We start from the raw sequence: 22,921 nt of genomic DNA on the forward strand, positions 1-22,921 counted from the left end.
ACCCGGAGCGGTTCACAGTCCGGCTCGACATGGATGCGGGCCTGCGGCCGCAGCACAGCGGGCCACTCTCGCCACCAGTCAGGGTCAGACCGGCGCCGGCATCGCAGTCGGCGGCCTGGTCCTCGCGCACGCTTTGCACACATGGCGCGGTCGGCTGCGGTCGCGGGGCATGGCGGAATCCGCCGTTGTCCTGTGTGCCATGGCCACAGCAGGATGACGCTCGTGGAGAACCGGGGGGAGTTGTCACCATACGAAGCCCGTGACGCGGCTGGCTTCATTAAATCGATGCGGCAGCTCAAAGAGCGTTCGGGGCTCACGTATCGCGAGCTACAGGAGCGGGCCGCTGGAAACGGTGACGTTCTGGCACGTAGCACGCTGGCCGACATCTTGCGGCGGACGAGCCTGCCGCGCCCCGACGTGCTGACTGCGTTCGTCCGAGCATGCGGGGACGGACAGCGGGTCGCCGCCTGGCTCGACGCCAGGGACCGGATCGCCGCAGGTGTCACTACCGTGCCTGTCACGGCGCACGGTCCCGGGCCTGAGACCGAGTCCCAACTTCAGACTCAGGATTCCATGGCGTCGCGGCCACGCCGACTCAGGTGGCGCGCGGTCGCGGTCACAGCCATGGTCATGGTTCCACTGTTCGCTTTGGTCGCCTGGTGGTTACTCCCCGACGGCTCCGATGATCGGGGCGCCCCGGCTGCTCCGGCCGCCGCTGCCCGGACTCCCCCCGACGGCTGGGTCACCATCCGCCCGGCCCGTACGCCCGAACTGTGCCTGACCGACGGACGCGACCGCGACGGGGCCTACGCCCATGCCATCGCCGTCCAGCTTCCGTGCGTCCAAGCCACTGTGCCGCGCACCTACCTCGAACCGGCCGGCGAGGGCCTGTACCGCATCCAATGGCATCATCCCCAGGAGGGGAAAGGATGCCTGACAGTCATGAGCACCGGCCCAGTAAAGGGCATGCTCGAACCCCGCAACGACTGTGCCCAGGCCACCCTGTTCCGCCTGGAGCCCACCGCCGCTGACCGCAGGGGATTCAGGCTTCGCCAGGCCAACAGCAGCCAGTGCATCGGCATCGTCGGCAACGACACCGCCGAGGGGGCTGAAGCAATCGAAGAAAGGTGCACTGGCGCGGCCGATCAGCGATTCCAGATCCGGACTGTCTGACCGCCCCCAGTGGCCGCACTCCCTTGTCATATGAGCCTGGGCCGGAGAGGTCGTCCTGGTAGGCGGCATGGTTACCAGGCGATCGGCAACGTGTTGCGACAGTTGCTCCGTGTTAACGAGCAGGACCCGCCGCAGCATGAGGCGGCCCGCGAACAGGATCTCGTTGAGCGCGTTGATGGCGGAAAGGATCACGGTTCGTCAGCCGGAGATCTCATCGCTGCGATCCGGGAGACGATCAGACCGCCTGCGGGGACCTTCTCGATTCCGCTGTCACGACTACTCACGCCAGGTGCCGTCCAACCGGCCACACCTACGCGCTACCGCCATGACCAGCCCGGACAGGGTCCTGGCATGTCCCGGACTGTCCCGGACAGCCTTTTGCTTCCCTTCGTCATTTCGCACGGACCATCCTCCTTGGGCAACCGGGATCTGCCCGGTTACCACTCAGCGATGGGAAGAACTCACGTGCGTATTCGTACAGCTCTCGGCGCCGGGCTCGGTGGGGCAGTTCTGACACTCGGGACCGTGGCCCTCCCCGCCCAGGCCGTTCCCGGCGAAACCGCCCATTCGACACAGGCGTCGATGATCACCGCCGACCCCTGCCCGAACGGTGGAAGCTACTGGGCCGACTGGGCCGGCGGCAGGGGCCGCGGGCACTACAAGTGCGAGGGCTTCCGGGTCCGCCTCGGCATCCACTGCACGGACGGCCACTCCTACTGGAGCGGCGGTCCTGGCCAGCCCTACACAACCTGGCGGCTGAACTACAACAGGGTGGAATGCCCGACGGGCTACAGCACGACCGGCACCCCGAGTCTCTACGTGCGCTAGCACGACACAATCCTGCAAGCAGACACCTGACCGGGCCCGGTGCCTACCACGGTACCGGGCCCGTCCTGCGCGCCGTAGCCGATATCTGTCGAACGCGCTCATCGGACTGATCAGAATGGGCTGCCTCTCGGGAGCACCCCACGCGTCCAACTACTGGTCGAGCCCGGCGAGACGGCACGGTCACGGGCGCTGTCCAGTCCGCACCGCGCGAGGGAGTTCGCTGCCCGGCACCCCGTCGCGTACGTGGCCTTCTACGTCCCCTGGCGTACCCGAGGCCGGCACCCCCGATCTGCGGCCGTGTCCGTAGGGAGCGTCGCCAGGTCATCCTGCAGGCGCTCGCCGACGAACGGTGAACCGAGGGTGCGGTCAGCAGCGCAGGCCGACGATGCCCCAGCCGCGGCGCTCTGCCTCCGTGACCGCCTCTCCCCAGTCGGTGAGGAGGTTGGCAAACGATTCAAAAGTCGTGATCCATCCATCGGGCTCCGCGGCGTGCTGGGTGAACGGCTCGCGCGGAACGTCCAGTTGGGGTGCCGCCTGCCGCCACCAACCGGCGATCAGCGGCACCTGATCGGGCGGACACCATCGTCGCGTCCCCCGGTGTCTGCCTCGGCCTGACGGGCCCAGGACCCCTCCCCGTCGGTCACGACCAGCACAGTAGGGTGTTCTTGCGTGACAACACGTAACCGCAGCACACGATGTACTCGTTCCCTTCTTGCGGCGCTCGCCTCGCTGGCCGCGATGGCGTTCACCCTCGTCGTGGCGCCATCGGCGGCGGCCGAGCCCGACACCATGGCGGGTCCGCTGACGGCCACCCCGCCGAAGGAGTACCGCGAGTACAAGCTCGGCATCGACCGCGCGATCGACTACGACAACTACGGCGCCAGGATCCGGGCCGTCGAGAGGAGCGGCGCCGTCACCACGAACGGCCCGCTCGGGGTGGCCCTGTCGGGCCAGCACTCCGGACGGCCCCTGTGTCACACCACGGGGATCAACGGCACGTTCCTGTACAACGGCTTCTGCTGGGACAAGGGCGACGACACGTCCGACGGCGGCTGGACCCCGCAGGGACTCACCGCGTCGCACGACGCCGACCCCGGCGGCACCTACTCCGGCCACCACCTGTACGTGGCGTCGTGGCACTACGACGCCAACAAGTTCGCCCGGATCTCCATCGTCAACTCCACCGGCACGCAGTGGACTTACGGCCACGTCCTGCTGGTCGAGCCGACGGGGGACGAGAAGCACCCGAACTTCCAGCCGGTCAAGGGGACCCACGCCGACGGCGCGGTCTGGTACGGCAACAAACTGTTCATCGCCAACGGCAATCAGCTTCAGGTCTACGACTTCCAGCACATCTGGAAGATGCAGCAGATCTCCGAGCGGGTCGGCATCGAGAACGGCGTCTCGTCGGCCAAGTACCACCAGTGGGCACTGCCCATGGTGGGCGAGTACCACATCGGCGACCGCGCCGCCGCTCCGGGGTATTGCCCCGCGCCCCACGAGACGGGGCGCGCCTGCCTGAGCTCCCTGAGCCTGGACCGCAGCGGAGGCGTGGCCCATCTCGTGTCGGGCGAGTACTACAGCCACGGACGCGCCCCGGACGCCCATCTGGCGCGCTGGCCCCTGAACCCCGCCACCGACCTGCCGAAGACCGACAACGGCGACACCGTGGGTACGACCACCGCGGACGGCGGCTTCAGGGCGCCGGTGCGGCAGTTGCAGGGCGTCGCCACCGACGGGACCCGTCGACGAGAAGTGGTGGTACGACAGCGCCGCCAGGACGCTGCGGAACGTCTACTCGGGCAAGTGCCTCGGCCTCGGCGCCACCGCGACGAAGGGCACCCAGCTGATCCAGTACAGGTGCAACGGCAAGCCGGACGAGAGCTGGGAGCAGATTCCCCGCTGAGGTGAACTCCCGCCGTGCAACAGCTGACGACCGCGGTGCCCCTGGCAGCCGGGGTGTGGCGATGTCGTGCACATGGGCGCTCGAGACAGCCTGGCTCAGTCTCTCGTTGCCTTGGGGTGCCAGTCAGCGGCCCATGCATCGAGTGGGGCAAGACGCCCGAGGAGGGCAGTGCCCTGTCCGGTGAGTACGTAGCCCTCGCCGGTGTGCTCGACGAGGTCGGCCTCTCCGAGCTCACGGAGCCTTTCCGTCAGGACACTTGAAGAAACGCCGCCGCATCGCTGCTGGAGCTGCCGGAAGGTCGGAGCGGAACCGTCCCGCAGCTCCCACAGGACGCGCAGGACCCAGCGCCGGCCCAGGAGGTCGAGGAGTGCCATGATCGGGCGCCCGGTGTGTGAGCCGCGGACCGGGCGGCCCGGGAGGGGCGTTGACTGCTTCATCTGCTTCCCTTTCCGAAGCGCCGACACTACCATCCCGCCATGCCTCTCAATTCGAAGCAACCGCGCATCGAGCCCCTCACGCCGCCCTACGCCGAGGATGCCGATGCAGCACTTGAGCTCCTCGGGCACGCACCGATCCAGCTGTTCAGGGTGTGGGCCCGCCGGCCCGAGCTCGCCCGTGGCATCGCGGGCTGGGGGCGCTACTACTTCTCGAGGAGTTCAGCTCTCACCATCCGTCAGCGGGAGTTGGTCATCGACCGGACGACTGCGCTGTGCGGCGCCGACTACGAGTGGGGCGTACACGTCGCAGGCTTCGCCGAGAAGGCGGAGCTCAACCCCGGACAGCTCACTTCGCTGGCCTTCGGACGCCCGGACGACGACTGCTGGGAAGCGGCCGACCGAGCCGTACTCGAAGCGGTCGACGAACTCCATGCGACCTTCGATCTCTCCGACGAGACCTGGGCGACCCTGACCGCAGCCGTCGGCGACGACGCAGCCCTCGATCTGGTCATGGTCTGCGGGTGGTACCACGCCATCTCCTTCGCGGTGAGGGCGCTGCGTCTGCCTCTGGAGCCCGGCACCGTGCCGATTACCGCGGCGTGACCACCGCCGTCACTCCCGCAGGCGCAGGGCACCTTGCGTCTGGAGATGGACAGGCGACGCCTTGGTCTCGGCCTGCCGGTCAGCATGCCTCGCCCCCCGTACGTCGGCGAGGACCGACTGCCAATCCATGACACGGCCACTCCATGCCCTCTGAACAGGCCGGTCGTCAGGCGGTTACGGCTCCCACCCAGCCGCCGTCAATGACGAGGTCCCGGCCATTGACGTAGGCCGTGTCGGAGGAGACGTGGAACGCCACGGCCGCCGCGCCCCCTCGTGGGGCGAATGCGGCGGCGTCCACCCGGGCGGGGGGGCGGCCGTTGACGACGACGGCGCCTTCGGTGACGAGGCGGCGCACGGTCGCCGGGCCCATGCCGCCGGTGCCGCCGGTGCCGCCGGTGCCGCCGGTGCCGCCGGTGCCGCCGGTGCCGCCGGTGCCGCCGGTGCCGCCGGTGCCGCCGGTGCCGCCGGTGCCGCGAACGGTCTACTCGGTGAAGCAGTTCATGCCTGTGCTCCCGTCAGTGCGCGCCTGATGTGGTCGCTGACGTGGGGCAGCCAGTCGGGCCGTGCGTTGCCGAGGAGGTGATCACCGTGCGGGACGGACAGGTAGGTGCCGTGCGGCGCCAGACGGGCCAGCGGCTCGCCGTTCGTCACGCCGGGAATGACGTCCTGGCCTCCGTCCACGACCAGCAGCGGGGAGGCGATGCGGGGCGCCAGGGCGGAAAGGTCCACGTGGCCGGCGAACGCGCGGGCGGCGTCGGCCCCTCCGGTGCGACGGACCATGATGTCCCGCACCGGTGGGGGCAGTTCCTCCCAGTCGAGACGGAAGGGACCGCTGACGGTCGCGACCGCCGCCACGCGCGGCTCCAGCGCCGCGGTCCGGGCCGCGAAATAGCCGCCCAGGCTGAGGCCGACGAGTCCGATGCGTGCGACGCCGAGGGCGTCGACGACCCGGCCGACAACCTGCTCGTAGTCCGGCCTGAGGGTCGTCGTGGCCGCGAGCACGCCCTGTCCGGGGCCGTCCATCGCGAACACGGCCAGCCCTCTGGCCAGCAGCGCGGACACCAGATCGAGGAACTCCTCCTTGGCCGAGTCCAGGCCGGGGACGACGACCACGGTGCCGGGCGCGTCGGCGGGGCCGCGCAGCCAGCCGGTGAATCCCTCGCCGCTCACGTGCCGCGCACCGGCATCCAGCACGGTGAGCGCTCTGCTCAGGGCGTGGTCCGCCTCGACGGCGGCACGATGTGCCTCCGCGTATGGCGCGAGCGTGGCGAGGTGGAACCATCGGGCCGCCATCAGCAGGTGCTCACCGGCGGAGACGGGCGATCCGGCGTTCTCCGCGCGGTCCACATAGGCGCGTCCGGTGCGTAGGAAGGACGGTCCCCAGTCGGCGACGGAGGTGAGGCCATCGGTGACGTGCCGGTACTCGTGGGGGTCGACGCCCGCGCCGGTGGCGCGTGTCCACTGGGCTACGGCGAACTCGGCTGCGCTCATCGTGCTCCTCCCGTCAGCAGGACGGCCTTGCCGCGTATCCGGCGCTCTCGCAGGTCGACCAGTGTGTCGGCGGTATCTGTCCAGTCGGCGATCCGGCCGATCTCCGGGTGCAGCCGCCCCTGTTCCACGAGGCGCACCAGTGCCGCGAGATCGGCGCCGTAGGGGGCGTCGGCGTAGTGGAAGTGCTGGATCGTGACGCGCTCGGGCCCGCCCAGCAACTGGAAGAAGTCGAGGGTCACCGGGGTGCGGCTCGCCTGGCCGAACCAGACGAGGGTGCCGCCCGGGCGCACCTTGGACAGGGCGACCGGCAGATCCGGACCACCCGTGGACTCCAGCACCACATCGAACGGTCCCTGAGCCGCCGCGACCTCGTGCACCACCTGCGCACCCAGCTCCGCGAGCCGCTCGCCGCGCACTGGCGTTGCCGTCACCGCGGTCAGTTCGGCTCCGGCCCCAACGGCCAGCTCGGTGACGTAGTGGCCGACCCCGCCCGAGGCTCCGGTCAGCAGCACCCGTCGGCCGGCCAGGGAACCGGCCGTACGCAGCAGCCGCAGGGCGGTGATGCCGGCCAGGGGCAGGGCCGCCGCCCGTGCGCTGTCGATGCTGTCCGGGAGGACCGCGAGAGAGTGCGTGGGCACGGCGGCGTACTCGGCCCAGCCGCCCTGTGCCGGATGCCCGACCACTCGGGTGCCGGTGCCGGGGCCCGAACCGTCGGCTGCCGCCTGGACAACGAGCCCCGCGACGTCCTTGCCGGGCAGCAAACCCGGCCGGGGCTGTTCGAGGAGGAACGTCTCGCCTCTGTTCGGCGCGAACGCCTCGACCTTGATCAGTGCCTCACCGGGCTCCGGGACGGGCTGGGGGACCTCGGCGAAGGCGACCGGACGTGCCGCCTCCCCCGTGGGAATCAGTCTTTGCATGCCGAGGATGCAACCCCCACAGCCGCCCCGCGATCCAACAACGAACCGGCACAGCCGACAACTGTTGGTTGTCACCTATGGTGGGAGCCGAGGATCGAAGCCTGTCCCACACGGCTGCAAGCGCTGAGACACGGCATGCACGACAACCTCAGGGCGTGGCCGTGGCATGGGGAGCGGTGGCAGCCACGGCGTCCGCGGTCTCGGCGGTGGTGATGGTCTGCTGCAGGATGTCCCGGGCCGCAGCGATCTCGGCCGATCGTTCGTCAAGGGCACGCAGTTGGGCTCGGAGCGCGTCCAGCACGCCGGGACACGGCACCACGACACCCTCGGCCTCGGTGCAAGGGAGTACCTGGCGGATGACGCGAGTCGGCAGCCCTGCCGCAAGGAGGGCGCGGATCCGCCGGACCGTCGCGCAGGCTGTCTCGTCGTACGTCCTGTACCCATTGGGCCGGCGCTCGGACCGGAGCAGCCCCACCCGCTCGTAGTAGCGCAGCAGGCGTTCGCTGGTCCCGGTCCGCTCGGCCAGTTCTCCGATGAGCACGTCCGCTCCCCTACCTCGCGCTTGACCTTCCAACGGTGTCAAGGAGCAACAGTAGGCGCGCCCACCGCATTCCAGCGGCCCGCTCTCCCACGGAGGAACCGATGATCATCGATGCACACAGCCATGTCCACGACCCGGTGGACCGCCACCTCGCCGACCTGGACACCGCGGGCGTGGACCGTACGGTGCTCTTCGGCACCCGCCCGCACCCGGAACGGGCCGTCGATCTTGCCTCCCTGCGCCGCGAGATGAAGGTCCTCGACCATGCCCTGGCAGGCAGTGGGAACAGCATCGACGGCTACCGCACCGCCTGGCGGGAGTTGGACGAGGCCCTGACCGCGCACCCGGACCGGTTCATCGGCTTCGGCAGCGTGCCGCTCGATCTGCCCGAGCAGGACGTTGCCGCCGTCATCGAACGCGAGGTGGTCGGACGCGGGTTGCGCGGTATCGGGGAACTCACGCCACCGCCGGGCCAGGCCGCACGGATCGAGCCCGTGCTCCGGGCCGCACACGACCACGGCGCACTCCCCGTAGTCGTGCACGGCTTCGCCCCCACCACCGCGGAAGACCTGCGCACGCTGTCTCGTCTCGCCGCGCGCTACCCGGCGGTTCCGCTGGTCGTCAGCCAGCTCGGCGGATCGAACTGGATGGAGGCCGTCGAACTCGTGCGGGACACACCGAGCATGTACCTGGAACTGTCGACGGCCAACATCATCTTTTCTGTGCGGTTGGCGATCCAGGAGATTCCCGAGCGCACGTTGTTCGGCTCGGACGCCCCCTACGGCGATCCGGTGCTCGCCCGTACCACCATCGAACGCGTCACCCCTCCTGGTGAGGTGCGTGACCGAGTGCTCGGAGGGAACCTCGGACGGCTTCTGGGCATCCTCTGAACCGGCACCATCCACCGGCATGGCGGGCAGGATTGCGGTTATGGGATTGTCGACAGCGTTCACGGAACTGTTCGATGTGGAGCATCCGATTGCCCTGGCCCCGATGGGCGGGTCGGCCGGTGGCGCCCTGACGGCGGCGGTCTCGCGTGGCGGCGGGCTCGGGCTGCTGGGCAGCGGGAACGGGGACCAGGACTGGCTGGCCCGGGAACTGCCTGTCCTGGCCGGCGAGGGCGCCGGGAAGCCTTGGGGCATCGGCTTTCAGACGTGGGCGATCGACGTCGGTGCGGTCGCGCGGGCACTGGAGCACAGGCCGAGGGCGGTGATGTTGTCCTTCGGCGACCCCAGTCCGTTCGTGGAGCGCATCCGCAGCACGGGCACGGCTCTGATCATTCAGGTCACCGACCTGGAGGAGGCCCGCAGGGCGGTGGATCTGGGCGCCGATGTGATCGTGGCGCAGGGCACCGAAGGGGGCGGGCACGGAGCCCGGAACGGGCGGTCCACGCTGCCGTTCGTGCCCGTCGTGGTGGACCTGGCGGCGCCGGTGCCGGTGCTGGCGGCCGGCGGGATCGCCGACGGCCGCGGCGTGGCGGCCGCCCTGGCGCTGGGGGCTGCCGGAGCACTGCTCGGCACCCGCTTCCAGGCCACGGCCGAGGCGCTTCTCGCCCCCGCGACCGCCAGGGCGATCGTTGAGGGACGCGGGGAGGACACCGAACGCAACAGGGTGCTGGACATCGCCCGGGGCTCGCAGTGGCCGGCGAAGTACACCGCGCGTACCCTCGGCCACCCTTTCCTCGACGGATGGCGGGGCCGGGAGGACGAACTCGCCGCCGCTCCGCATGCCCAGCAGGCATACCAAGACGCCGTGGCACAAGGCCGTATCCCCGCACTGCCGCAGTGGGCCGGCGAAGCCATCGACCTCATCGACGACCTGCCGTCCGCAGCCGATCTGGTCGGCACCCTGGCCGCCCAGGCTGAGGCGGCACTGGCGCGCGCCGGCAGGCGCTGACCTCGATCGCCGGGAAGCAGCGATCACGGCCGCACCGCCGCACCTGCCCTTAGCGCGCTGCCCGCCCTCCATCGGGTCCGCACTCGGTCCGCCGAGTCGGACGCCGCCCCGTTCTGGTTCTCATTCCTGGAGATACGCGTCCGCGATCGCCAGGGCTGCCGCCATGATGCTCAGCTGGGGATTCACCTGCGGGCAGCTGGGAAGTACCGAGGCGTCTGTGACCAGGACTCCGTGTACTCCGCGGAGACGACCCTCCGGGTCGGCCGGGAAGTGCTGGGGGCTTGCGCCTGCGGCTACGGTGCCGGTCGGGTGGTAGGCCGACAGATGGAGCCGGCGCGCGCTGGTGCCGGCGAGGACGGCGTCCAGTTCCGGGAGGCTGCGTGCGCGGGGCGTGCGGGGGATGCCGGTGAGCACTTCCTCGGCGCCCGCGGCGAACAGCAGCTCGCCCATGGCGCGAACGGCCCGGATGAGGCGGTCTGCGTCGCGGTGGTCCAAGTCGTAGCGGATCAGTGTGCGGTCGCGTCCGAGGACGCGGCCGGAGGGACGGTCGGCGATCATCGCGCCGAGCGTGGCGAGCCGGTCGGCGCTCTCCAGTTCGCGGCGCAGCTCGCCTCCGAGTCCGGGGAGGATGAACGAGCCCATGCCGGGCGGGGTGGCGGTGGCCTCGATGAGGATGCCTTGGGTGTGGTGCTCCTCCACTCCGACGCTCTGCAGCACACCCTTCCAGGCGGTGACCGGTTCGGCGAAGCGTCCGGCGACGCTCGTGGCCGGGTGGACGCTGAGGTTGCGGCCGAGGCGAGGGTGCCGGCCGAGGCCGGATCGGCGCAGGAGCGGCGGGGACTGCAGCGCGCCTGCCGCGACGACGACCAGGGGCGCGAGGATTTCGAACCCGCCGTCCGACCTGCGTACCCGCACCCCTGCCGCGCGTGGCCCTCCGGGCCGGTCCGTGTCGACGAGGATGCGCTCCACCCGCGCATCGGTGACGATACGGGCCCCTGCGGCGCAGGCGTCGGGCAGCACGGAGAGCTGCACGCTCTGTTTCGCGCCGGTGGGGCAGCCCACCACGCACTGGCAGGAACCCTGGCAGCCGGGCGCGTTGCGGCGCAGGGGCGCGGCCCGCCAGCCGAGTTCCCGGGCACCGGCGAGCGCGATACGGCCGTTGGTGCCGAGGACGGGCGTGGGCTGGGTGGCCACCCGCAGGGTGCGCTCGACCTCGTCCAGCTGCCGGTCGAAGCCGTCGGCGAGCGCGAATCCGAGGTGCTTGCTCCAGTGGTCCAGGACGTGGCCCGGAGTGCGGTAGCAGGTACCGGAGTTGACGACCGTGGTGCCGCCGACGGCCCGGCCCACCGGCAGCAGCAGCGGTGGGTTGCCGACGGCGGCACTCGCTCCGCCGTCCCGGTAGAGCTCGGTGAACCGGTCCAGGGGCGCACGCCGGCCGAACGACTCGGTGGAGTGGTGCCGTCCTTCTTCGAGGACGACGACGTCGAGCCCGGCTCGGGCCAGGGTCCGTGCGGCCATCGCCCCGCCCGCGCCCGAGCCGATGACCACGGCGTCGGCGGTGGAGCGAGCCGCCCAGGCGGGGGCGGGCGTCAGGTCGAGCGGCGGATCCTGGGGCGTGAGGCCGCGCGGTGCGGGACCGTCCTGGAGCATCCGCTCCGTTCCAGCCGCCAGGAGGACGGGCACTTTGAGCACGTCCAGGAGGGGCAGGAGGGCGGGCCGTGCGGCCAGTTCGGCCAGTACGGCTTCCCGTTCGGGCACGGTGAGCGGGCCCAGGGTGCGCCCGGTGCGCGCCATGGCGTACGCGTCCACCGCGTGCGCCGCCGTCCGTACGCCGACCCGGGCGAGCAAGGGCATCTTGGCAAGGACCGTATCCAGTCTGACGGGGACGCGTTGCGGCCACTCGGCAGTGCCGTCGTCGGCGATGAGGGCGGCCACAAGACCGTTGAGGCTCATCGTGTGCCCACTTCTGCGTGGGCCGTGCCGTCGAGCCTCCACTCCGCCTCCGTGCGCCAGCCGCCCCACCACCACCGCTCCAGCCGGATGCGCGCGTCGGCGCGCTCGCTGTTGCGGCACGTCGCGTGGCGGCCGTCGGGGTCGGTGTAGTCCACGACGAGGGTGCGGTCCGCGGGCTGGGTGACCTCGACCCGGATCCGGCGCAGGCCGCAGCGGCCGGTGACGGTCCACGTGGGCAGGGCGAGGGCGGCGCGGAATCGCCCCGCTCCGGCCCAGCCGAGGGCGGGCCGCTCGGGGCGGCGGGGCCAGTTGCGGCCTTGTCGGCGCAGCCGGAGGAAGACCAGGGGCGGAAGTCTGCGCAGGCCCGGCCGCATCGAGACGGCGGCGACGATCTCCAGGATGTCCCCGCCGCCGAGGTCGGCATGGAGCCAGGCCCAGCGGCGGGCGTTGCCGTGACCGTAGATGCGGGCGGATGCGCCCGGGGCCGCGGTGAGGGTCAGGGTCTCGTCGTCATGGGCGAAGGTGCCGTCGTAGGAGGCCCGCGCGGCGGGGAGCATGTGGGCGGCCGGCAGCAGGGGCCGGCGCCAGGACCACCGCGGGAAGGTGAACAGCGGTTCGTCCGCGGGCCGTTCGGCCAGGTCCCAGCGCAGGGCACCGCCCTCGGCCGATCCGGACAGGCGTCCGGGCCGCACCGTGGCTCCGTCGGCGCTGAAGCCGGACTCTTCGGGAGTCCACCGGGCGGGGCCGAAGCGGGCGTGCCGCACGGGGCCGTGCTTGGGGAACACCGCGGCCCAGCCGTGCGCGTACGGTTCGGATCCGTCGGCAGGCGCGGTCAGTTCGTGGTGCAGCCACAGTCCGCAACCGGTGTCCGGGTCGGTGACGGTGGTGTACCAGACCTCGGTGCGTCCCGGCTCACCGCGCCAGCGGGGCGCGAGGAACGCATCAGGATCCTGAGGACGCGGAAAACGGAAACTCGCGAGGAACCGGAGCAGTTGTGTGCCGACGGGAAAGCGAAGGGTGCCGGTGCCGATCCGTGCGCCGGCCTCGTAGAGGGTGTACGGCAGCACGGTCATCGAGGTCAGGGGCCTGCGCGGGGTGACGGACTTCCAGCCGTCGACGGTCAGTCGGCGGCCGTCGGCGGTGAACGTGATGCGGTAGCGGATCCGGCGTCGCGCGAGCGGCGAGATCTCCAACTCGCCCTCGGCGCAGGAGTCGTCCGCCCAGCCGGCGACCCGTATCCGGCCGGTGGCGCGGGCCTCGGTCGTGCCGAGGGGCCGTATCGAGCGGTCCGCCCCGACCCTCAGATCGAGGCGGACTCTCCGGATACGGTCCTCGTCGTCGAGTCGCAGCGTGCCGAGCATCGTCTCCCTGAAGACGGTGCCGCGAGCGGGCCGGCCACTGCTCGTGGCCGTGCGCGAGGCCGTGTCCGCGCTCATGCGAGGCCCTCCAGCATGATCCGTTCGGTCGCCGTCAGATACTGCTCAGCGGCCCGCCGGGCGCCGGCCTCGTCACCGGCCGCCACCGCCTCGACCACCGGGTCCAGGCGTGCGCGGGCCACGTGGGCGTCCGTGAACGGTCCCCTGAGCGCGGCGCGCACCGGCAGATAGGCGTTGAAGAGGGTGTTGGTCAGCAGGACGTAGACGCGGTTGCCGGTGGCGCGGGCCAGGGCCCGGTGGACCTCGATGTCCGCGAGCTGTACGGCATCGGCGTCTGCCGCGTCCCCGACGGCTGCCAGCAGCGTGCGCAGCTCGGCTCGCTGGCCGACGGTGGCCCGGGCCGCGGCGCGCTCCGCGATCAACGCTCCGATGCTGCGCCGTACTTCGAAGACCTCACCGATCCAGTCGGGGCTGTGCCGTACGAGCATGGGCAGCAGGTCGGCGCCGCCGAGGCGCAGGTAGTCCCGCACGCGAGTGCCGACGCCGTGCCGGGTCTCCACCAGTCCGGCCTGCATGAGACGCCCGAAAGCGTGCTTGAGGGTGGTGCGGGTGACGCCGTAGCCGTCGGCGAGCGTGCGTTCGGGCGGCAGGTAGCTGCCCGCCGGATGGCGTCCGGTGAGGATGTCCTCACGCAGACGGCTCTCCAGGACATCGACGATGGTTTCGCGGGGCAGTGCCTCCACGCCGTCCTCCCAGTGGCTCAGTGGATGAGCCACCCAACCAATACCTGTCCGACAAGTCAACGACCGCGCACGGTCAATCAGCCTTCCTGCCGCCCCACTTGGGGCAGGTGTCGGACAGACACACCTCGACAGCCCTCGCCACCATGAATCCGGGATTGGCCAGGCAGCCACGTCTGCCCGCCCTGGCGCCTCCCTCGTGTTACGCCCCTGTGACACCGGACGGACCGTTCGAAGATCGTGGTCTGACAGGCTTCTTCCGAACAGAGCAGCAGACGGTCGCGTGGCCTTCGTCGGCCCAGGGACGGACGAGCAGCTCTGGCGTTGATCCACCGCAGACCTGTCCACGTTCCCGGGGGAATCAGTCATGACCACACGCACTCGCATCACCGCTGCTGCCATCGCCGTGGCCGCAGCCGTCACCGGCACTGCACTGCTGGGCGCCTCCGGCGCCGCCTCGGCCGCCACCGGCGCCTCGCACGGGACCCTGACCATCAGCAACGGCAGCAAGTACGTGCTGATCAACGGCCACCGGGTGAACTTCGGGGTGCCCGTCCGGGACCTCGCCTGGTCCCCGAACGGCGCGAAGGCCGCCTTCATCGACGGCTCAGGCAACCTGGACGTCGCCAACCCCGACGGCAGCGGGCGCGTCGTCGTCGCGAAGAACCCCGGTGACCAGAACTGGTCCCACCCCACCTGGCAGGTGACCGCGGCCGACACCCAGAACGGCATCCCCGCCAAGGACAACCTCATCTTCGCGGCCCGCGCCAAGAACGTGTCCCGGCTGAAGTACATCTCCGCCAAGGCCGTCCACGGCACGCCCAAGACGCTGTCCCTGGGCCAGGAGCCCGGACCCGACGAGCAGCCGCTGCCCCAGACCGGCAACGTCTGGCCGAACGCGGCGGGCCGATACGGCACCTCGGTCTACGCCAACGTCAACACCGGTGACGTGTACATCCGCGACGACTACCTCCGCCAGCAGGGCGGCAAGCTCACCAAGGGCTCCCAGCCGGCCCTGTCGCCCAACGAGGAGGAGGTCGTCTTCGTGCGCTCGGTCGCCGGCCACGATCACATCCTCGTCGAGGACTTCAACCACGGCGACCGCATCAAGGACCTCACCCCGCACGCCACCACCGACTACACCGAGCCGGCCTGGTCCCCCGACGGCAAGACGCTCGCGGCCCGCACCCCGGGCGGCACGGTGACCCTGCCGTCCAACGGTACGGGCCGGCCGACGAAGGTCACGACGACGGTGGGCCTGGCGGCGTACCGCCCCTGACGTCGGCCGGCAAGCCGGGCCGGGCAAGTCCGAGCGGCGGAGTCCGAGTCACTCCGCCATCCGGACGAGCTCGGCCCGCAGTTCGTCCAGGTGCGCGTCGGCCGTGTCGTGCGGCAGGAACTCCACGACGTCGAGGAACCGGAACAGCACCTGGCTGCTCGTGACGGCGTACTCGTACTCCCCGAAGCCCACCACCGCACCCATCGAGCCCCGGGCAACACCCCGCACCACATGCGAGGTCATCTCGTCCGGCTGAGCCGCCGACAGCCCGCGCCGCGCGTTGGGGCGGGCGAGATACGGGCACACCATCGAGGCGTACAGCATGCACGCACGGTGCCCCGGCCCCTCCAGAGTCGGCGCGAGATTGCGATAGGGCCGTCCGGCAGCCAACGCCTCCCCGATCGCCGTACTCTCCGCGGCCCCCACCACGCGCCATACCGGCCCCTGCGGCATGCCTCGGTTGCACACCGAACACAGCCGCTTGCGCGCGCACTCGGCACTGCGCTCATAGTCCGTCAGCGCAAACTGCGGCTCGTCCCCCTCCCACGGGGTGATCGCCGGAACGGGATACCCACGAACGTCCCGAGGCCGCGCCTCGACCCCCGCCGGCATGGGAACACTCTCGAATCGCACGCCCCATCCCTACCAGCCCCCGCTTCACAACACCACCTCGATCGTCGAACGCACGTCACGCACGAAGCCTCCGTGGCACGCTCAGCGGGGTTGGGGAGGCCCATGCCTCGTGTGCTCAGCGGCTCGAAAGCCGCGGCCTGGCCGCCGTTCCGGAGCAGGAGGTTGCCGAGGGGGAGGCCGCCGTGCCGCCTGGTGCCGGGCAACCTGAAGACCGCGATCGAGCCCGGCAAGCGACCGAAGAACCCCGCCGGCAAACCCGGCACACCCTCGAGCGGCTGGTCAGACCACCGGCGGCCCCGCCTCGATGCGGCGCAGTACCGGGGCCAGGCGGTCCAGGTCGGGGCCGGTCTGGACCTGTCGCTCGTCCCACCAGGTGGCGCCGGCGTCGCGCAGCGGACCGATCACGTCTTTGGCCTTGGCCGCGTCCGAGGGCGTGGCACCGCCGAGCACGAACTCGAAGGGGTGCTCGTCCCCGGCCGTACGGTGCTTGCGTACACAGTCGACAAGATCCCGTACCTCCGCCACATCGGGCACCTGCCCATGCCGGGCCGTCTCGAACAGCGGCACCGCGCCGTCCCACCGCGCTGCCCGCCGCATGGGCGGACGACGCGGCCAGAACCCGCCGATCCACACCGGCGGACCGGGCCGCTGCACGGTGGCGGGCAGCAGCGTCACGTCCCGAACTTCGTAGTGCCGGCCGTGGTGGTTCACCGGCTCGCCTGACCAAAAGCGCCGCAACAGCTCCAGTCCCTCGTCCAGCCGTTCGGCGAGGAGGTGTGGCTCGGCGACGTCGCCGAAGCTGCGGTATTCGTCCTCGATCGGACCGCCCAGACCGGCGGCGAAGATCACCCGGCCGTCGCTGAGGTGGTCCAGGGTGGCCACTTGGCGGGCGAGTTGCTGCGGACGGTATCGAGGGACCGGCGTCAGCAGGGTGCCCAGTCGGATCCGGGAGGTCGCCAGCGCGGCCGCGGTCAGCAGCATCCAGGGGTCTCCGAAGGGGCGTCCCTGGTGCTGCCGGTGCAGTACATGGTCCCAGACGAAGAGTCCGTCCCAGCCTGCCTGTTCGGCGGCAGCCGCCACGGTCGCGACGTTACGGGGGTCGGCGAAGTCACCGAAATTGGGGATGTTGATGGAGAAGCGCATCCCAGCAGGATGCGCAGCCGGCCGCGAAGGGGCAATCGGATTCGGATCCAGGCGGCTTCACGGCAGGCCTCCGACAGGCGGCGGCAGCAGCACCTCCCCCGGCATCTTCCCGCCGGACGCGGATCCTGACTGTGTGGTGGGCCTGGCGGTGCGCGGGTTGTCGTGGCGGCCAGGGCAGTGACGCGGGAGCAGTTGGCGGAGCTCGCACGCGACCCGAGCGCGGCGCCCGGGTCATGGCCCGGCTCGGGGAGGCGCTGGAGGCGATGCGGCGGCATCGGGCGTCGACGCACGGCAAGGTGGCCGTGGTCGACGGAGGAGCCACGTCGCGTGGGACGTCGTCCGAGGGGTTCGTCCTGGACCGTGCGCTGCGGGCCCTCGCCGACGAGCATCCGCCGTTCAGATGCCTCGTCGGGGGAATCTCCCCACGTGCCGCGGACAATCGGACCTTGTCGTGTGCAAGGCTGCCGCCGAGCACACCTCTGGAGGCAGCCGCCCGTGATCTCCGACGAAGAACCCCTCGGCTGGGACACCTCCGCCGCGGCCGCCGCCTACCAAGACCGTGACATGCGGCTGGCCGAGAAGCTGATCTTCCCTGGCGTGCTGCAACGGCTCAGCCGGTGTCCAGGCCCCGACCGGCTGGGGCTGGACATCGGGTGCGGTACCGGCGCGGTCGCGGCGCAGCTCGCGGGTACCGGGGAGTGGACCGTCCAGGCACTGGACCCCTCGGTGGACATGCTGGACATCGCTCGGACCGACCGCCCGCACTCTCGCATCTCCTACCGGCTGTTCGACGGACGCGCCCTGCCCTGGCTCGCCGACGACAGCGTCGATGCCGCCGTGTGCTGCCTGGTGTACTGCACCGACCCCGACGACGACCGGCTGGCCGCCCTCACCTGCGAAATCCACCGCGTGCTGCGCCCCGGCGCCCCGTACCTCCTCGCCGACCTCAACCCCGCAGCCGCCGGCGTGGCCTTCTCCACCTTGCGCCACGGCGAACCGGGAGCCGTGTACACCGACGGCGACACGGTACCCACGGTGCTGCGCCTGCGCGACGGCAGCACGATGACCAGCGTCACCCACTACCGATCCCTCGATCGCTACCGGTCCTTCCTGACCGAGGCTGGTCTGCCCTCCCCCACCGTGGACCTGCCCACGCTCCCTGCCGACGACCCCTCGGAGGATGCCCCGGCAGAGACCCGGACGGCGCCCTACATGATCTTGACGACTCACGCCTGACCGACAGGGACCGTTCTGCCGCAGACGACGCTGAGCCAGCGGCAGACCGTAGGTGGTGGTCACTGCAACATCCCGGCACAGTGCGCTGCCCCGACGGTACGGTCACGACCATGATCACTCAGATAGTGACGCTGTTGGGCGTACTGGTCGGCACCCTGACCTCGTACCTGTCCGACGCGGCGCTGTGGATTCCCGTGGAACGATCAGCAGCGCGTGGCGCTGCAGTACCTGCCATGGCCCTGCTCCGTAAATAGGTGGCCCTCAAGCTGACGCGGCGGGATGATCCCTGGTGTCGGTTGTGCGACCGCCCGGGCAGCAGGGGCTGATCGCGCGCTGCTGTCCGCCTGCTTGCAGCGTGTGCCGGATGACGCGCTGCCGACGACTTCCGTGAACGCGTTCTCCCTGCCCGGGAGGGGATTGTGATGACGACTGCCGCGTCCGAGCCGACCGGCTCCGAGCCCGAGGTCCGCACTGCAGCAGGGGAACTGCGCGGCACCGTGGAAGAGGGCGTGGCGGTCTTCCGGGGCATCCCGTTCGCCGAACCACCGGTGGGCCTGCTCCGTTTCGCCGCACCACAGCCGGTCAGGGGGTGGGACGGCGTGCGCATGGCCGTGTCGTACGGCCCGCCGCCCCCGCAGGCCGGCCACTTCGGCATGGACGCACTGGCACGGGACTCGGCGGGCGACGACTGGCTGACGGTCAATGTCTGGTCGCCCGAGCCGCACCCCGGAGCAGGGCTCCCGGTGATGGTGTGGATCCCCGGCGGCGCCTACAGCATCGGTATGTCCAGACTCCCCGAGTACGACGGGGCCCGCCTCGCGCGGGACGGCGGTGTCGTCGTGGTGACGCTCAATTACCGCGTGGGCATGGAGGGCTTCGCACACATCGACGGAGCTCCCGCCAACCGGGGCCTGCTCGATCAGGTGGCCGCGTTGGAGTGGGTGCGCGACAACATCCGGGCCTTCGGGGGCGACCCGGACCAGGTCACGGTCTTCGGCCAGTCGGCGGGCGGAGGATCGGTCGCCGCGCTGCTGGCGATGCCGCGCGCGGCCGGGCTCTTCCGCCGGGCGATCGCACAGAGCGTGCCAGGGACGTTCTTCTCACCGGCGCTCGCTGCCGACATCGCCGCCGCCTGCGCAGCTGAGCTGGGACTGCGCCCCACAGTGGCCGACTTGTCGACCGTGGCCCCGGACCAGTTGCCCACCGCCGGCGATGCGATCACCGCCAAGTCCGTCTCGTTCGCGGAGCGCTGGGGCCCCGTCGCACACCGGTCGATCCCGTTCTCGCCTGTCGTCGACGGCGATGTCCTGCCGGTCACACCCTGGCAGGCCCTGGCCGATGGCGCAGGCCGGGACGTCGACCTCCTTGTCGGGCACACCCGTGACGAGCAGCGGTTGCTGACCGCGCTCGACGGCTTGCTCGGCCAGGTGACGGAGGAGCAGGCTGCGGCCGCTCTCCAGGTCTTCGCCCCCGGCCCGGACGGCGCACAGCGCTACCGTGACGGCTTCCCTGCCGCAGGCCCGGACGAGCTGTACGAACTGGTCAACTCGGACTGGCTGTTCCGCATGCCGAGCCTCCACCTCGCCGGCGCGCAGATCACCGGCGGCGGGCGTGCCCATGTGTACGAACTGACCTGGCCCGCCCCGGGAATGGGAGGTGTCCTCGGCGCCTGCCACGGTCTCGACGTACCTCTCGTGTTCGGCAACCTGGGAAGTGGCCAGCCCGCCGCGCTGATCGGCGAAAGCCCCTCCCCTGCTGCGGAGGAGCTGTCATCGTGCATACGCACCGCGTGGACGGCTTTCGCCGCTCACGGCGACCCCGGCTGGGACCCGTACGACGCCGAGCAACGCCTCACACGACTCTTCGACACGCGGTCGGCCGTCACCGCCTACCCGGAGGAGACCTCCCGCCTCATCTGGCACGACCACTTCTTCCCAGCACTACCGATCATCGGCGGGTAGCAGCCCGGTGGCGGACGCCGTTCGCCCCCAGCCGGTTCACTGCAGCCTGCTGCCTTCAGGGACGCGTCACTCACAACGATGAATCTGACGCTGGTATATGAGCCAACCTCATACCTGCTTCTTCGCTCTTCAAAGATGGCGGCTCCTGGCCGGAGATCAGGTCCGGGGAAGGTTCGTCGGCCCTCGGCAGGGTCGGCCCCGGCCCGCGCGGGGCGTAGGCCCTCAGGCCGTGACGGCCCGACACCCCAAGGCCGACCCACTCGGCTTCCGTCACTCAGAGTCGCAGCGAGTCGTTGTGGACCGACCCCCGCAGCAGGGCCGGGAGAGTGGCCGAACGAGCCACTAATGCATGCCTGTTGTAACTACAAGCATATGGCTCGAAGTCGTCATGACTCCCTTGCGTGCCGCTTCCCGCCTCGCTGAGCATGAGGGTCGTCCGGAAATCCTTGATGTGGCCGGTGCATTCGGCCGTGCGCGAGGAAGGGCCCGCAGGCGCCATGCAGATGCAGTCACCTCATCACACCGCCACCATCGCCCTCTCGGGAGCCGAGTTCGGCTGGGGCAGCACCGGCAAGCTCAGCGCCCTGATCGCGACTCTCCGTGACCGGTCACCGATTCCGCTGCGCTTCGTCGGCATCGCCTCCGGCCTGAGCCGTGCGCTCCTCGCGGAGCACGGGATCGACCGCTGGTACGACGTGCGTGCCGACGACTGGCAGGCGGTCGCGGACGTGACGCGCCGCGAGGACGTCAGCGCCGGACTGGTCGTACTGGAAGGCCCGGCGGCCGTCGCGTTGGAGGCCGCCGGGGTGCCCACGGTCTTCGTCGACAGCTTGCCCTTCCTGTGGACCGAAGGGGACCGGGACTCGCTCCCGACCGACGTGTCCGTGTACTGCGCCCAGCGCTGCGTCGACCTGCCCGCCGCGTGCCAGGACGTGCTCGCCTCGATCACCAACCTGCGGTGGGTGGAGGCGGTCATCACGGTGCCGGGCCGGGAGCAGCCCGCCGGCTCACCGACCGGTCCCGTCCGCGGCACGTCCGCGCGCCGCGCGCTGGTCAGCCTCGGCGGGCTGCGTTCACCGGCCCTCACCGACTGGACCTGCTACCCGGCCCTCGTCGTACCGGCCGCGCTGAGAGCGCTGGACTCCCTCGGCGTGCGGGAGGTCCATGTGGCGGGCAACCTCCCGGCCAGGTTCAAGGCCGACGTGGAGCACTCCTTGCGGATGCACGTCACCTACGGCCCCCTCGGACGCGAGGCCTTCCTGGAGCGGCTGGCGGACACCGACGTCCTGCTCACCTCGCCGGGACTCACCACCTTGCTGGAGGCCGGTGCACGGGGCACGCCCACCGTGTGTCTCCCGCCGCAGAACCTCAGCCAGATCTTCAACGGCCGCTTCCACAGCCGGGCGGTCGGAGCGGACGTCCGAGTCACCTGGCCCGACCGGGTCTTCGCCGAGGCCGACGTTCTCCGCGACCGCACGACCGCCGAGCAGGCGGCGCTCCGGCTGATCTACGCGGGCATCGCCGGCGCGGCGGGCGAAGACGCCGCACAGACCCGGGCCGAGGTATGCGACCGCGTCCTCGCGGCGCTGCGCCGCGCCGGTGCCGGCGCCTGCTGGACCGCTCTCGTCGACACCGTCGGCCGCAACGGCGCAGCCCAGGTCGCCGACCACGTCCTGGACCTCGTCCTGCGGACTGCGATCGCAGCCCGCGGTTGAGCGGACGACGACAGACCGGCAGCACCCGCTCACAGGAAGGTTCCGCCATGACCGAGCAACCGGCGTTGCGGCCCAGCGGCCCGGGACGGCGCGGCAGTACCCGCGAGAGGTATCTGTTCATCCGCCTGCTGGAGGCCTGCAACGCGGACTGCTTCATGTGCGAGTTCGCGCTCTCCCGGGACACGTTCCGGTTCTCGCTCGAGGACTTCGACGAGTTGCTGCCACGGGCCGTGGAGGCCGGGGTCGGCTACATCCGCTTCACCGGTGGCGAGCCGCTGATGCACGCGGACGTGGCGGAGCTGGTGCGCCGGGGCACCGACGCGGGCATGAAGATGTCGGTCATCACCAACGGCATGATGCTGCCCCGGCAGATCGAGCAGCTGGCCGACGCGGGCCTCGCCCAGGTCATCGTCAGCCTCGACGGCGGTTCGGCCGCGACGCACGACGTCTACCGCCGCTCCCCGGGCATGTTCGACCACGGCCTGCGCGGGCTGCGCGCCGCCGCCCGGCTCGGCGTACTGCCGCGCGTGAACAGCGTGGTGGGACCGCACAACTACACCGAGATGCCCCAGTTGCAGAGGGTCCTCACCGAAACCGGGGTGCAGCAGTGGGAACTGTCCGCTCTGAAGCTCGAACGCGCCATCCACTACCCCGATCCCGACCATGTGCGGGCCCTGTGCGACCCGGTCTACGACGCAGACCCCGAGTGGATGCTGGTCCCCCTCGGCAAGCGGTTCTACGGGGACACCCCCGAGGAACAGGAGCTGTACTTCTCGGCCTCCGTCACACCGCGGGCGAGCGAACCGTTGTGCCATGTCGTCGACGACGTGATCTATCTCGACGGCAAGTACGGCCGGGCGTACGCCTGCAGCTGCCTGCCGCATCGCGAGGGGGACGACGAACCGGGCGGTGCTCCGCTGCGTGAGGACGGGGTCATCCGGCTCGACACCCCTGCCTTCCGTACCCATGCGGACTTCTTCCGCACCCAGGGGCCGCGGGTGTGCAACGGCTGTTCGGCGACGGCAGCCGGGTACAGCGACGACGTCGCCCGGCTGGGCGGCGTACGGCCGTGGCAGTACTGACCCGCCCGGCC

23 protein-coding genes are annotated in these 22,921 nt (G+C 70.9%); 12 read left to right on the forward strand and 11 right to left on the reverse strand.

All coding sequences use genetic code 11. The annotated features are described in order from the left end of the window. Positions 1 to 213: 213 nt before the first annotated feature. Together AQI88_RS07275 and AQI88_RS07280 are read left to right on the forward strand one after the other, a co-directional pair. Positions 214 to 1,173 (forward strand): helix-turn-helix domain-containing protein, encoded by a 960-nt coding sequence (locus tag AQI88_RS07275; protein WP_066994935.1) that lies wholly within the window; start codon positions 214 to 216, stop codon positions 1,171 to 1,173. Between the two features lie 525 nt (positions 1,174 to 1,698). Beyond that, complete coding sequence (locus AQI88_RS07280) at positions 1,699 to 2,001, forward strand: hypothetical protein (protein ID WP_159050306.1); 303 nt, start codon at positions 1,699 to 1,701, stop codon at positions 1,999 to 2,001. Positions 2,002 to 2,367: 366 nt separating this feature from the next. On the opposite strand, the gene AQI88_RS07285 is transcribed toward AQI88_RS07280, so the two are convergent. Further along, positions 2,368 to 2,565 (reverse strand): hypothetical protein, encoded by a 198-nt coding sequence (locus tag AQI88_RS07285; protein WP_066993831.1) that lies wholly within the window; start codon positions 2,563 to 2,565, stop codon positions 2,368 to 2,370. Between the two features lie 105 nt (positions 2,566 to 2,670). Between AQI88_RS07285 and AQI88_RS07290 the strand changes: the two genes are divergently transcribed. Continuing rightward, positions 2,671 to 3,912 (forward strand): hypothetical protein, encoded by a 1,242-nt coding sequence (locus tag AQI88_RS07290; RefSeq protein WP_159050307.1) that lies wholly within the window; start codon positions 2,671 to 2,673, stop codon positions 3,910 to 3,912. Between the two features lie 90 nt (positions 3,913 to 4,002). Here the strand turns inward: AQI88_RS07290 and AQI88_RS07295 are convergent, their stop codons facing one another. Beyond that, positions 4,003 to 4,281 (reverse strand): winged helix-turn-helix transcriptional regulator, encoded by a 279-nt coding sequence (locus tag AQI88_RS07295; RefSeq protein WP_317932926.1) that lies wholly within the window; start codon positions 4,279 to 4,281, stop codon positions 4,003 to 4,005. A gap of 102 nt (positions 4,282 to 4,383) precedes the next feature. Between AQI88_RS07295 and AQI88_RS07300 the strand changes: the two genes are divergently transcribed. Continuing rightward, positions 4,384 to 4,947 (forward strand): carboxymuconolactone decarboxylase family protein, encoded by a 564-nt coding sequence (locus AQI88_RS07300; RefSeq protein ID WP_066993839.1) that lies wholly within the window; start codon positions 4,384 to 4,386, stop codon positions 4,945 to 4,947. Positions 4,948 to 5,113: 166 nt separating this feature from the next. On the opposite strand, the gene AQI88_RS47475 is transcribed toward AQI88_RS07300, so the two are convergent. From AQI88_RS47475 to AQI88_RS07320, 4 genes are all read right to left on the reverse strand, one after another. Beyond that, positions 5,114 to 5,317 (reverse strand): hypothetical protein, encoded by a 204-nt coding sequence (locus AQI88_RS47475; RefSeq protein WP_066993842.1) that lies wholly within the window; start codon positions 5,315 to 5,317, stop codon positions 5,114 to 5,116. A gap of 128 nt (positions 5,318 to 5,445) precedes the next feature. Further along, the gene (locus tag AQI88_RS07310) at positions 5,446 to 6,438 is read right to left on the reverse strand and encodes an alpha/beta hydrolase family protein (protein WP_066993845.1); all 993 of its coding nucleotides are present in this window, start codon (positions 6,436 to 6,438) and stop codon (positions 5,446 to 5,448) included. Next, positions 6,435 to 7,355 (reverse strand): zinc-binding dehydrogenase, encoded by a 921-nt coding sequence (locus tag AQI88_RS07315; RefSeq protein ID WP_066993848.1) that lies wholly within the window; start codon positions 7,353 to 7,355, stop codon positions 6,435 to 6,437. Before AQI88_RS07315 ends, AQI88_RS07310 begins: the two co-directional genes overlap by 4 nt. Before the next feature lie 148 nt (positions 7,356 to 7,503). After that, positions 7,504 to 7,896 carry a MerR family transcriptional regulator gene (locus AQI88_RS07320; protein ID WP_066993851.1) on the reverse strand — a complete coding sequence of 131 codons (393 nt, stop codon included), beginning with the start codon at positions 7,894 to 7,896 and terminating at the stop codon, positions 7,504 to 7,506. A gap of 101 nt (positions 7,897 to 7,997) precedes the next feature. Between AQI88_RS07320 and AQI88_RS07325 the strand changes: the two genes are divergently transcribed. Next, positions 7,998 to 8,786: an amidohydrolase family protein gene (locus tag AQI88_RS07325; protein WP_066993854.1), complete on the forward strand. Its 789-nt coding sequence runs from the start codon at positions 7,998 to 8,000 to the stop codon at positions 8,784 to 8,786. 40 nt (positions 8,787 to 8,826) lie between these two features. Further along, entirely contained in the window at positions 8,827 to 9,792 is a 966-nt protein-coding gene (locus AQI88_RS07330; RefSeq protein ID WP_066993857.1) for an NAD(P)H-dependent flavin oxidoreductase, read from the forward strand. A gap of 120 nt (positions 9,793 to 9,912) precedes the next feature. Here the strand turns inward: AQI88_RS07330 and AQI88_RS07335 are convergent, their stop codons facing one another. From AQI88_RS07335 to AQI88_RS07345, 3 genes are read right to left on the reverse strand one after another with little or no spacing between them, the layout of a single operon-like run. Continuing rightward, entirely contained in the window at positions 9,913 to 11,745 is a 1,833-nt protein-coding gene (locus tag AQI88_RS07335) for a GMC family oxidoreductase (protein ID WP_066993860.1), read from the reverse strand. Continuing rightward, positions 11,742 to 13,181, reverse strand: coding sequence for a hypothetical protein (locus AQI88_RS07340; protein WP_066993863.1), 1,440 nt, complete (start codon positions 13,179 to 13,181; stop codon positions 11,742 to 11,744). Before AQI88_RS07340 ends, AQI88_RS07335 begins: the two co-directional genes overlap by 4 nt. Continuing rightward, a complete protein-coding gene (locus tag AQI88_RS07345) occupies positions 13,178 to 13,864 on the reverse strand; it encodes a FadR/GntR family transcriptional regulator (protein ID WP_066994940.1) in 687 nt (228 codons plus the stop codon). Before AQI88_RS07345 ends, AQI88_RS07340 begins: the two co-directional genes overlap by 4 nt. A gap of 364 nt (positions 13,865 to 14,228) precedes the next feature. Between AQI88_RS07345 and AQI88_RS07350 the strand changes: the two genes are divergently transcribed. Beyond that, a complete protein-coding gene (locus AQI88_RS07350; RefSeq protein WP_066993866.1) occupies positions 14,229 to 15,140 on the forward strand; it encodes a TolB family protein in 912 nt (303 codons plus the stop codon). A gap of 48 nt (positions 15,141 to 15,188) precedes the next feature. Here AQI88_RS07350 and AQI88_RS47480 read toward each other — a convergent pair whose 3' ends face one another. Both AQI88_RS47480 and AQI88_RS07360 read right to left on the reverse strand, forming a co-directional pair. Then, on the reverse strand, positions 15,189 to 15,464 hold the full coding sequence (locus AQI88_RS47480; RefSeq protein ID WP_244184067.1) for a hypothetical protein: 276 nt from the start codon (positions 15,462 to 15,464) through the stop codon (positions 15,189 to 15,191). A 588-nt stretch (positions 15,465 to 16,052) separates the two neighbouring features. Then, a complete protein-coding gene (locus AQI88_RS07360; RefSeq protein WP_066993871.1) occupies positions 16,053 to 16,916 on the reverse strand; it encodes an LLM class flavin-dependent oxidoreductase in 864 nt (287 codons plus the stop codon). A 495-nt stretch (positions 16,917 to 17,411) separates the two neighbouring features. On the opposite strand from AQI88_RS07360, the gene AQI88_RS07365 reads away from it, so the two are divergent. From AQI88_RS07365 to blsE, 5 genes are all read left to right on the forward strand, one after another. After that, positions 17,412 to 18,152 carry a class I SAM-dependent methyltransferase gene (locus AQI88_RS07365; RefSeq protein ID WP_066993874.1) on the forward strand — a complete coding sequence of 247 codons (741 nt, stop codon included), beginning with the start codon at positions 17,412 to 17,414 and terminating at the stop codon, positions 18,150 to 18,152. A gap of 110 nt (positions 18,153 to 18,262) precedes the next feature. Continuing rightward, on the forward strand, positions 18,263 to 18,406 hold the full coding sequence (locus AQI88_RS45790; RefSeq protein ID WP_159050308.1) for a hypothetical protein: 144 nt from the start codon (positions 18,263 to 18,265) through the stop codon (positions 18,404 to 18,406). A 168-nt stretch (positions 18,407 to 18,574) separates the two neighbouring features. Beyond that, a complete protein-coding gene (locus AQI88_RS07370; RefSeq protein ID WP_066993877.1) occupies positions 18,575 to 20,113 on the forward strand; it encodes a carboxylesterase/lipase family protein in 1,539 nt (512 codons plus the stop codon). A gap of 503 nt (positions 20,114 to 20,616) precedes the next feature. Continuing rightward, positions 20,617 to 21,828 carry a hydroxymethylcytosylglucuronate/cytosylglucuronate synthase gene (locus AQI88_RS07375; protein ID WP_066994944.1) on the forward strand — a complete coding sequence of 404 codons (1,212 nt, stop codon included), beginning with the start codon at positions 20,617 to 20,619 and terminating at the stop codon, positions 21,826 to 21,828. A 47-nt stretch (positions 21,829 to 21,875) separates the two neighbouring features. Then, the gene (gene blsE / locus AQI88_RS07380) at positions 21,876 to 22,910 is read left to right on the forward strand and encodes a cytosylglucuronate decarboxylase (RefSeq protein WP_066993880.1); all 1,035 of its coding nucleotides are present in this window, start codon (positions 21,876 to 21,878) and stop codon (positions 22,908 to 22,910) included. The last annotated feature ends 11 nt before the right edge of the window (positions 22,911 to 22,921 follow it).

It is taken from the genome of Streptomyces cellostaticus (assembly GCF_001513965.1).
Lineage (GTDB): Bacteria > Actinomycetota > Actinomycetes > Streptomycetales > Streptomycetaceae > Streptomyces > Streptomyces cellostaticus.

Coding starts and splice junctions, on each gene's coding strand:
- AQI88_RS07275 (WP_066994935.1), top strand. CDS start 214: ATGACGCTCGTGGAGAACCGGGGGGAGTTGTCACCATACGAAGCCCGT.
- AQI88_RS07295 (WP_317932926.1), bottom strand. CDS start 4,281: ATGGCACTCCTCGACCTCCTGGGCCGGCGCTGGGTCCTGCGCGTCCTG.
- AQI88_RS07300 (WP_066993839.1), top strand. CDS start 4,384: ATGCCTCTCAATTCGAAGCAACCGCGCATCGAGCCCCTCACGCCGCCC.
- AQI88_RS47475 (WP_066993842.1), bottom strand. CDS start 5,317: ATGGGCCCGGCGACCGTGCGCCGCCTCGTCACCGAAGGCGCCGTCGTC.
- AQI88_RS07310 (WP_066993845.1), bottom strand. CDS start 6,438: ATGAGCGCAGCCGAGTTCGCCGTAGCCCAGTGGACACGCGCCACCGGC.
- AQI88_RS07315 (WP_066993848.1), bottom strand. CDS start 7,355: ATGCAAAGACTGATTCCCACGGGGGAGGCGGCACGTCCGGTCGCCTTC.
- AQI88_RS07325 (WP_066993854.1), top strand. CDS start 7,998: ATGATCATCGATGCACACAGCCATGTCCACGACCCGGTGGACCGCCAC.
- AQI88_RS07330 (WP_066993857.1), top strand. CDS start 8,827: ATGGGATTGTCGACAGCGTTCACGGAACTGTTCGATGTGGAGCATCCG.
- AQI88_RS07335 (WP_066993860.1), bottom strand. CDS start 11,745: ATGAGCCTCAACGGTCTTGTGGCCGCCCTCATCGCCGACGACGGCACT.
- AQI88_RS07340 (WP_066993863.1), bottom strand. CDS start 13,181: ATGAGCGCGGACACGGCCTCGCGCACGGCCACGAGCAGTGGCCGGCCC.
- AQI88_RS07350 (WP_066993866.1), top strand. CDS start 14,229: ATGACCACACGCACTCGCATCACCGCTGCTGCCATCGCCGTGGCCGCA.
- AQI88_RS47480 (WP_244184067.1), bottom strand. CDS start 15,464: ATGCTGTACGCCTCGATGGTGTGCCCGTATCTCGCCCGCCCCAACGCG.
- AQI88_RS07360 (WP_066993871.1), bottom strand. CDS start 16,916: ATGCGCTTCTCCATCAACATCCCCAATTTCGGTGACTTCGCCGACCCC.
- AQI88_RS45790 (WP_159050308.1), top strand. CDS start 18,263: ATGATCACTCAGATAGTGACGCTGTTGGGCGTACTGGTCGGCACCCTG.
- AQI88_RS07370 (WP_066993877.1), top strand. CDS start 18,575: ATGACGACTGCCGCGTCCGAGCCGACCGGCTCCGAGCCCGAGGTCCGC.
- AQI88_RS07375 (WP_066994944.1), top strand. CDS start 20,617: ATGCAGTCACCTCATCACACCGCCACCATCGCCCTCTCGGGAGCCGAG.
- blsE (WP_066993880.1), top strand. CDS start 21,876: ATGACCGAGCAACCGGCGTTGCGGCCCAGCGGCCCGGGACGGCGCGGC.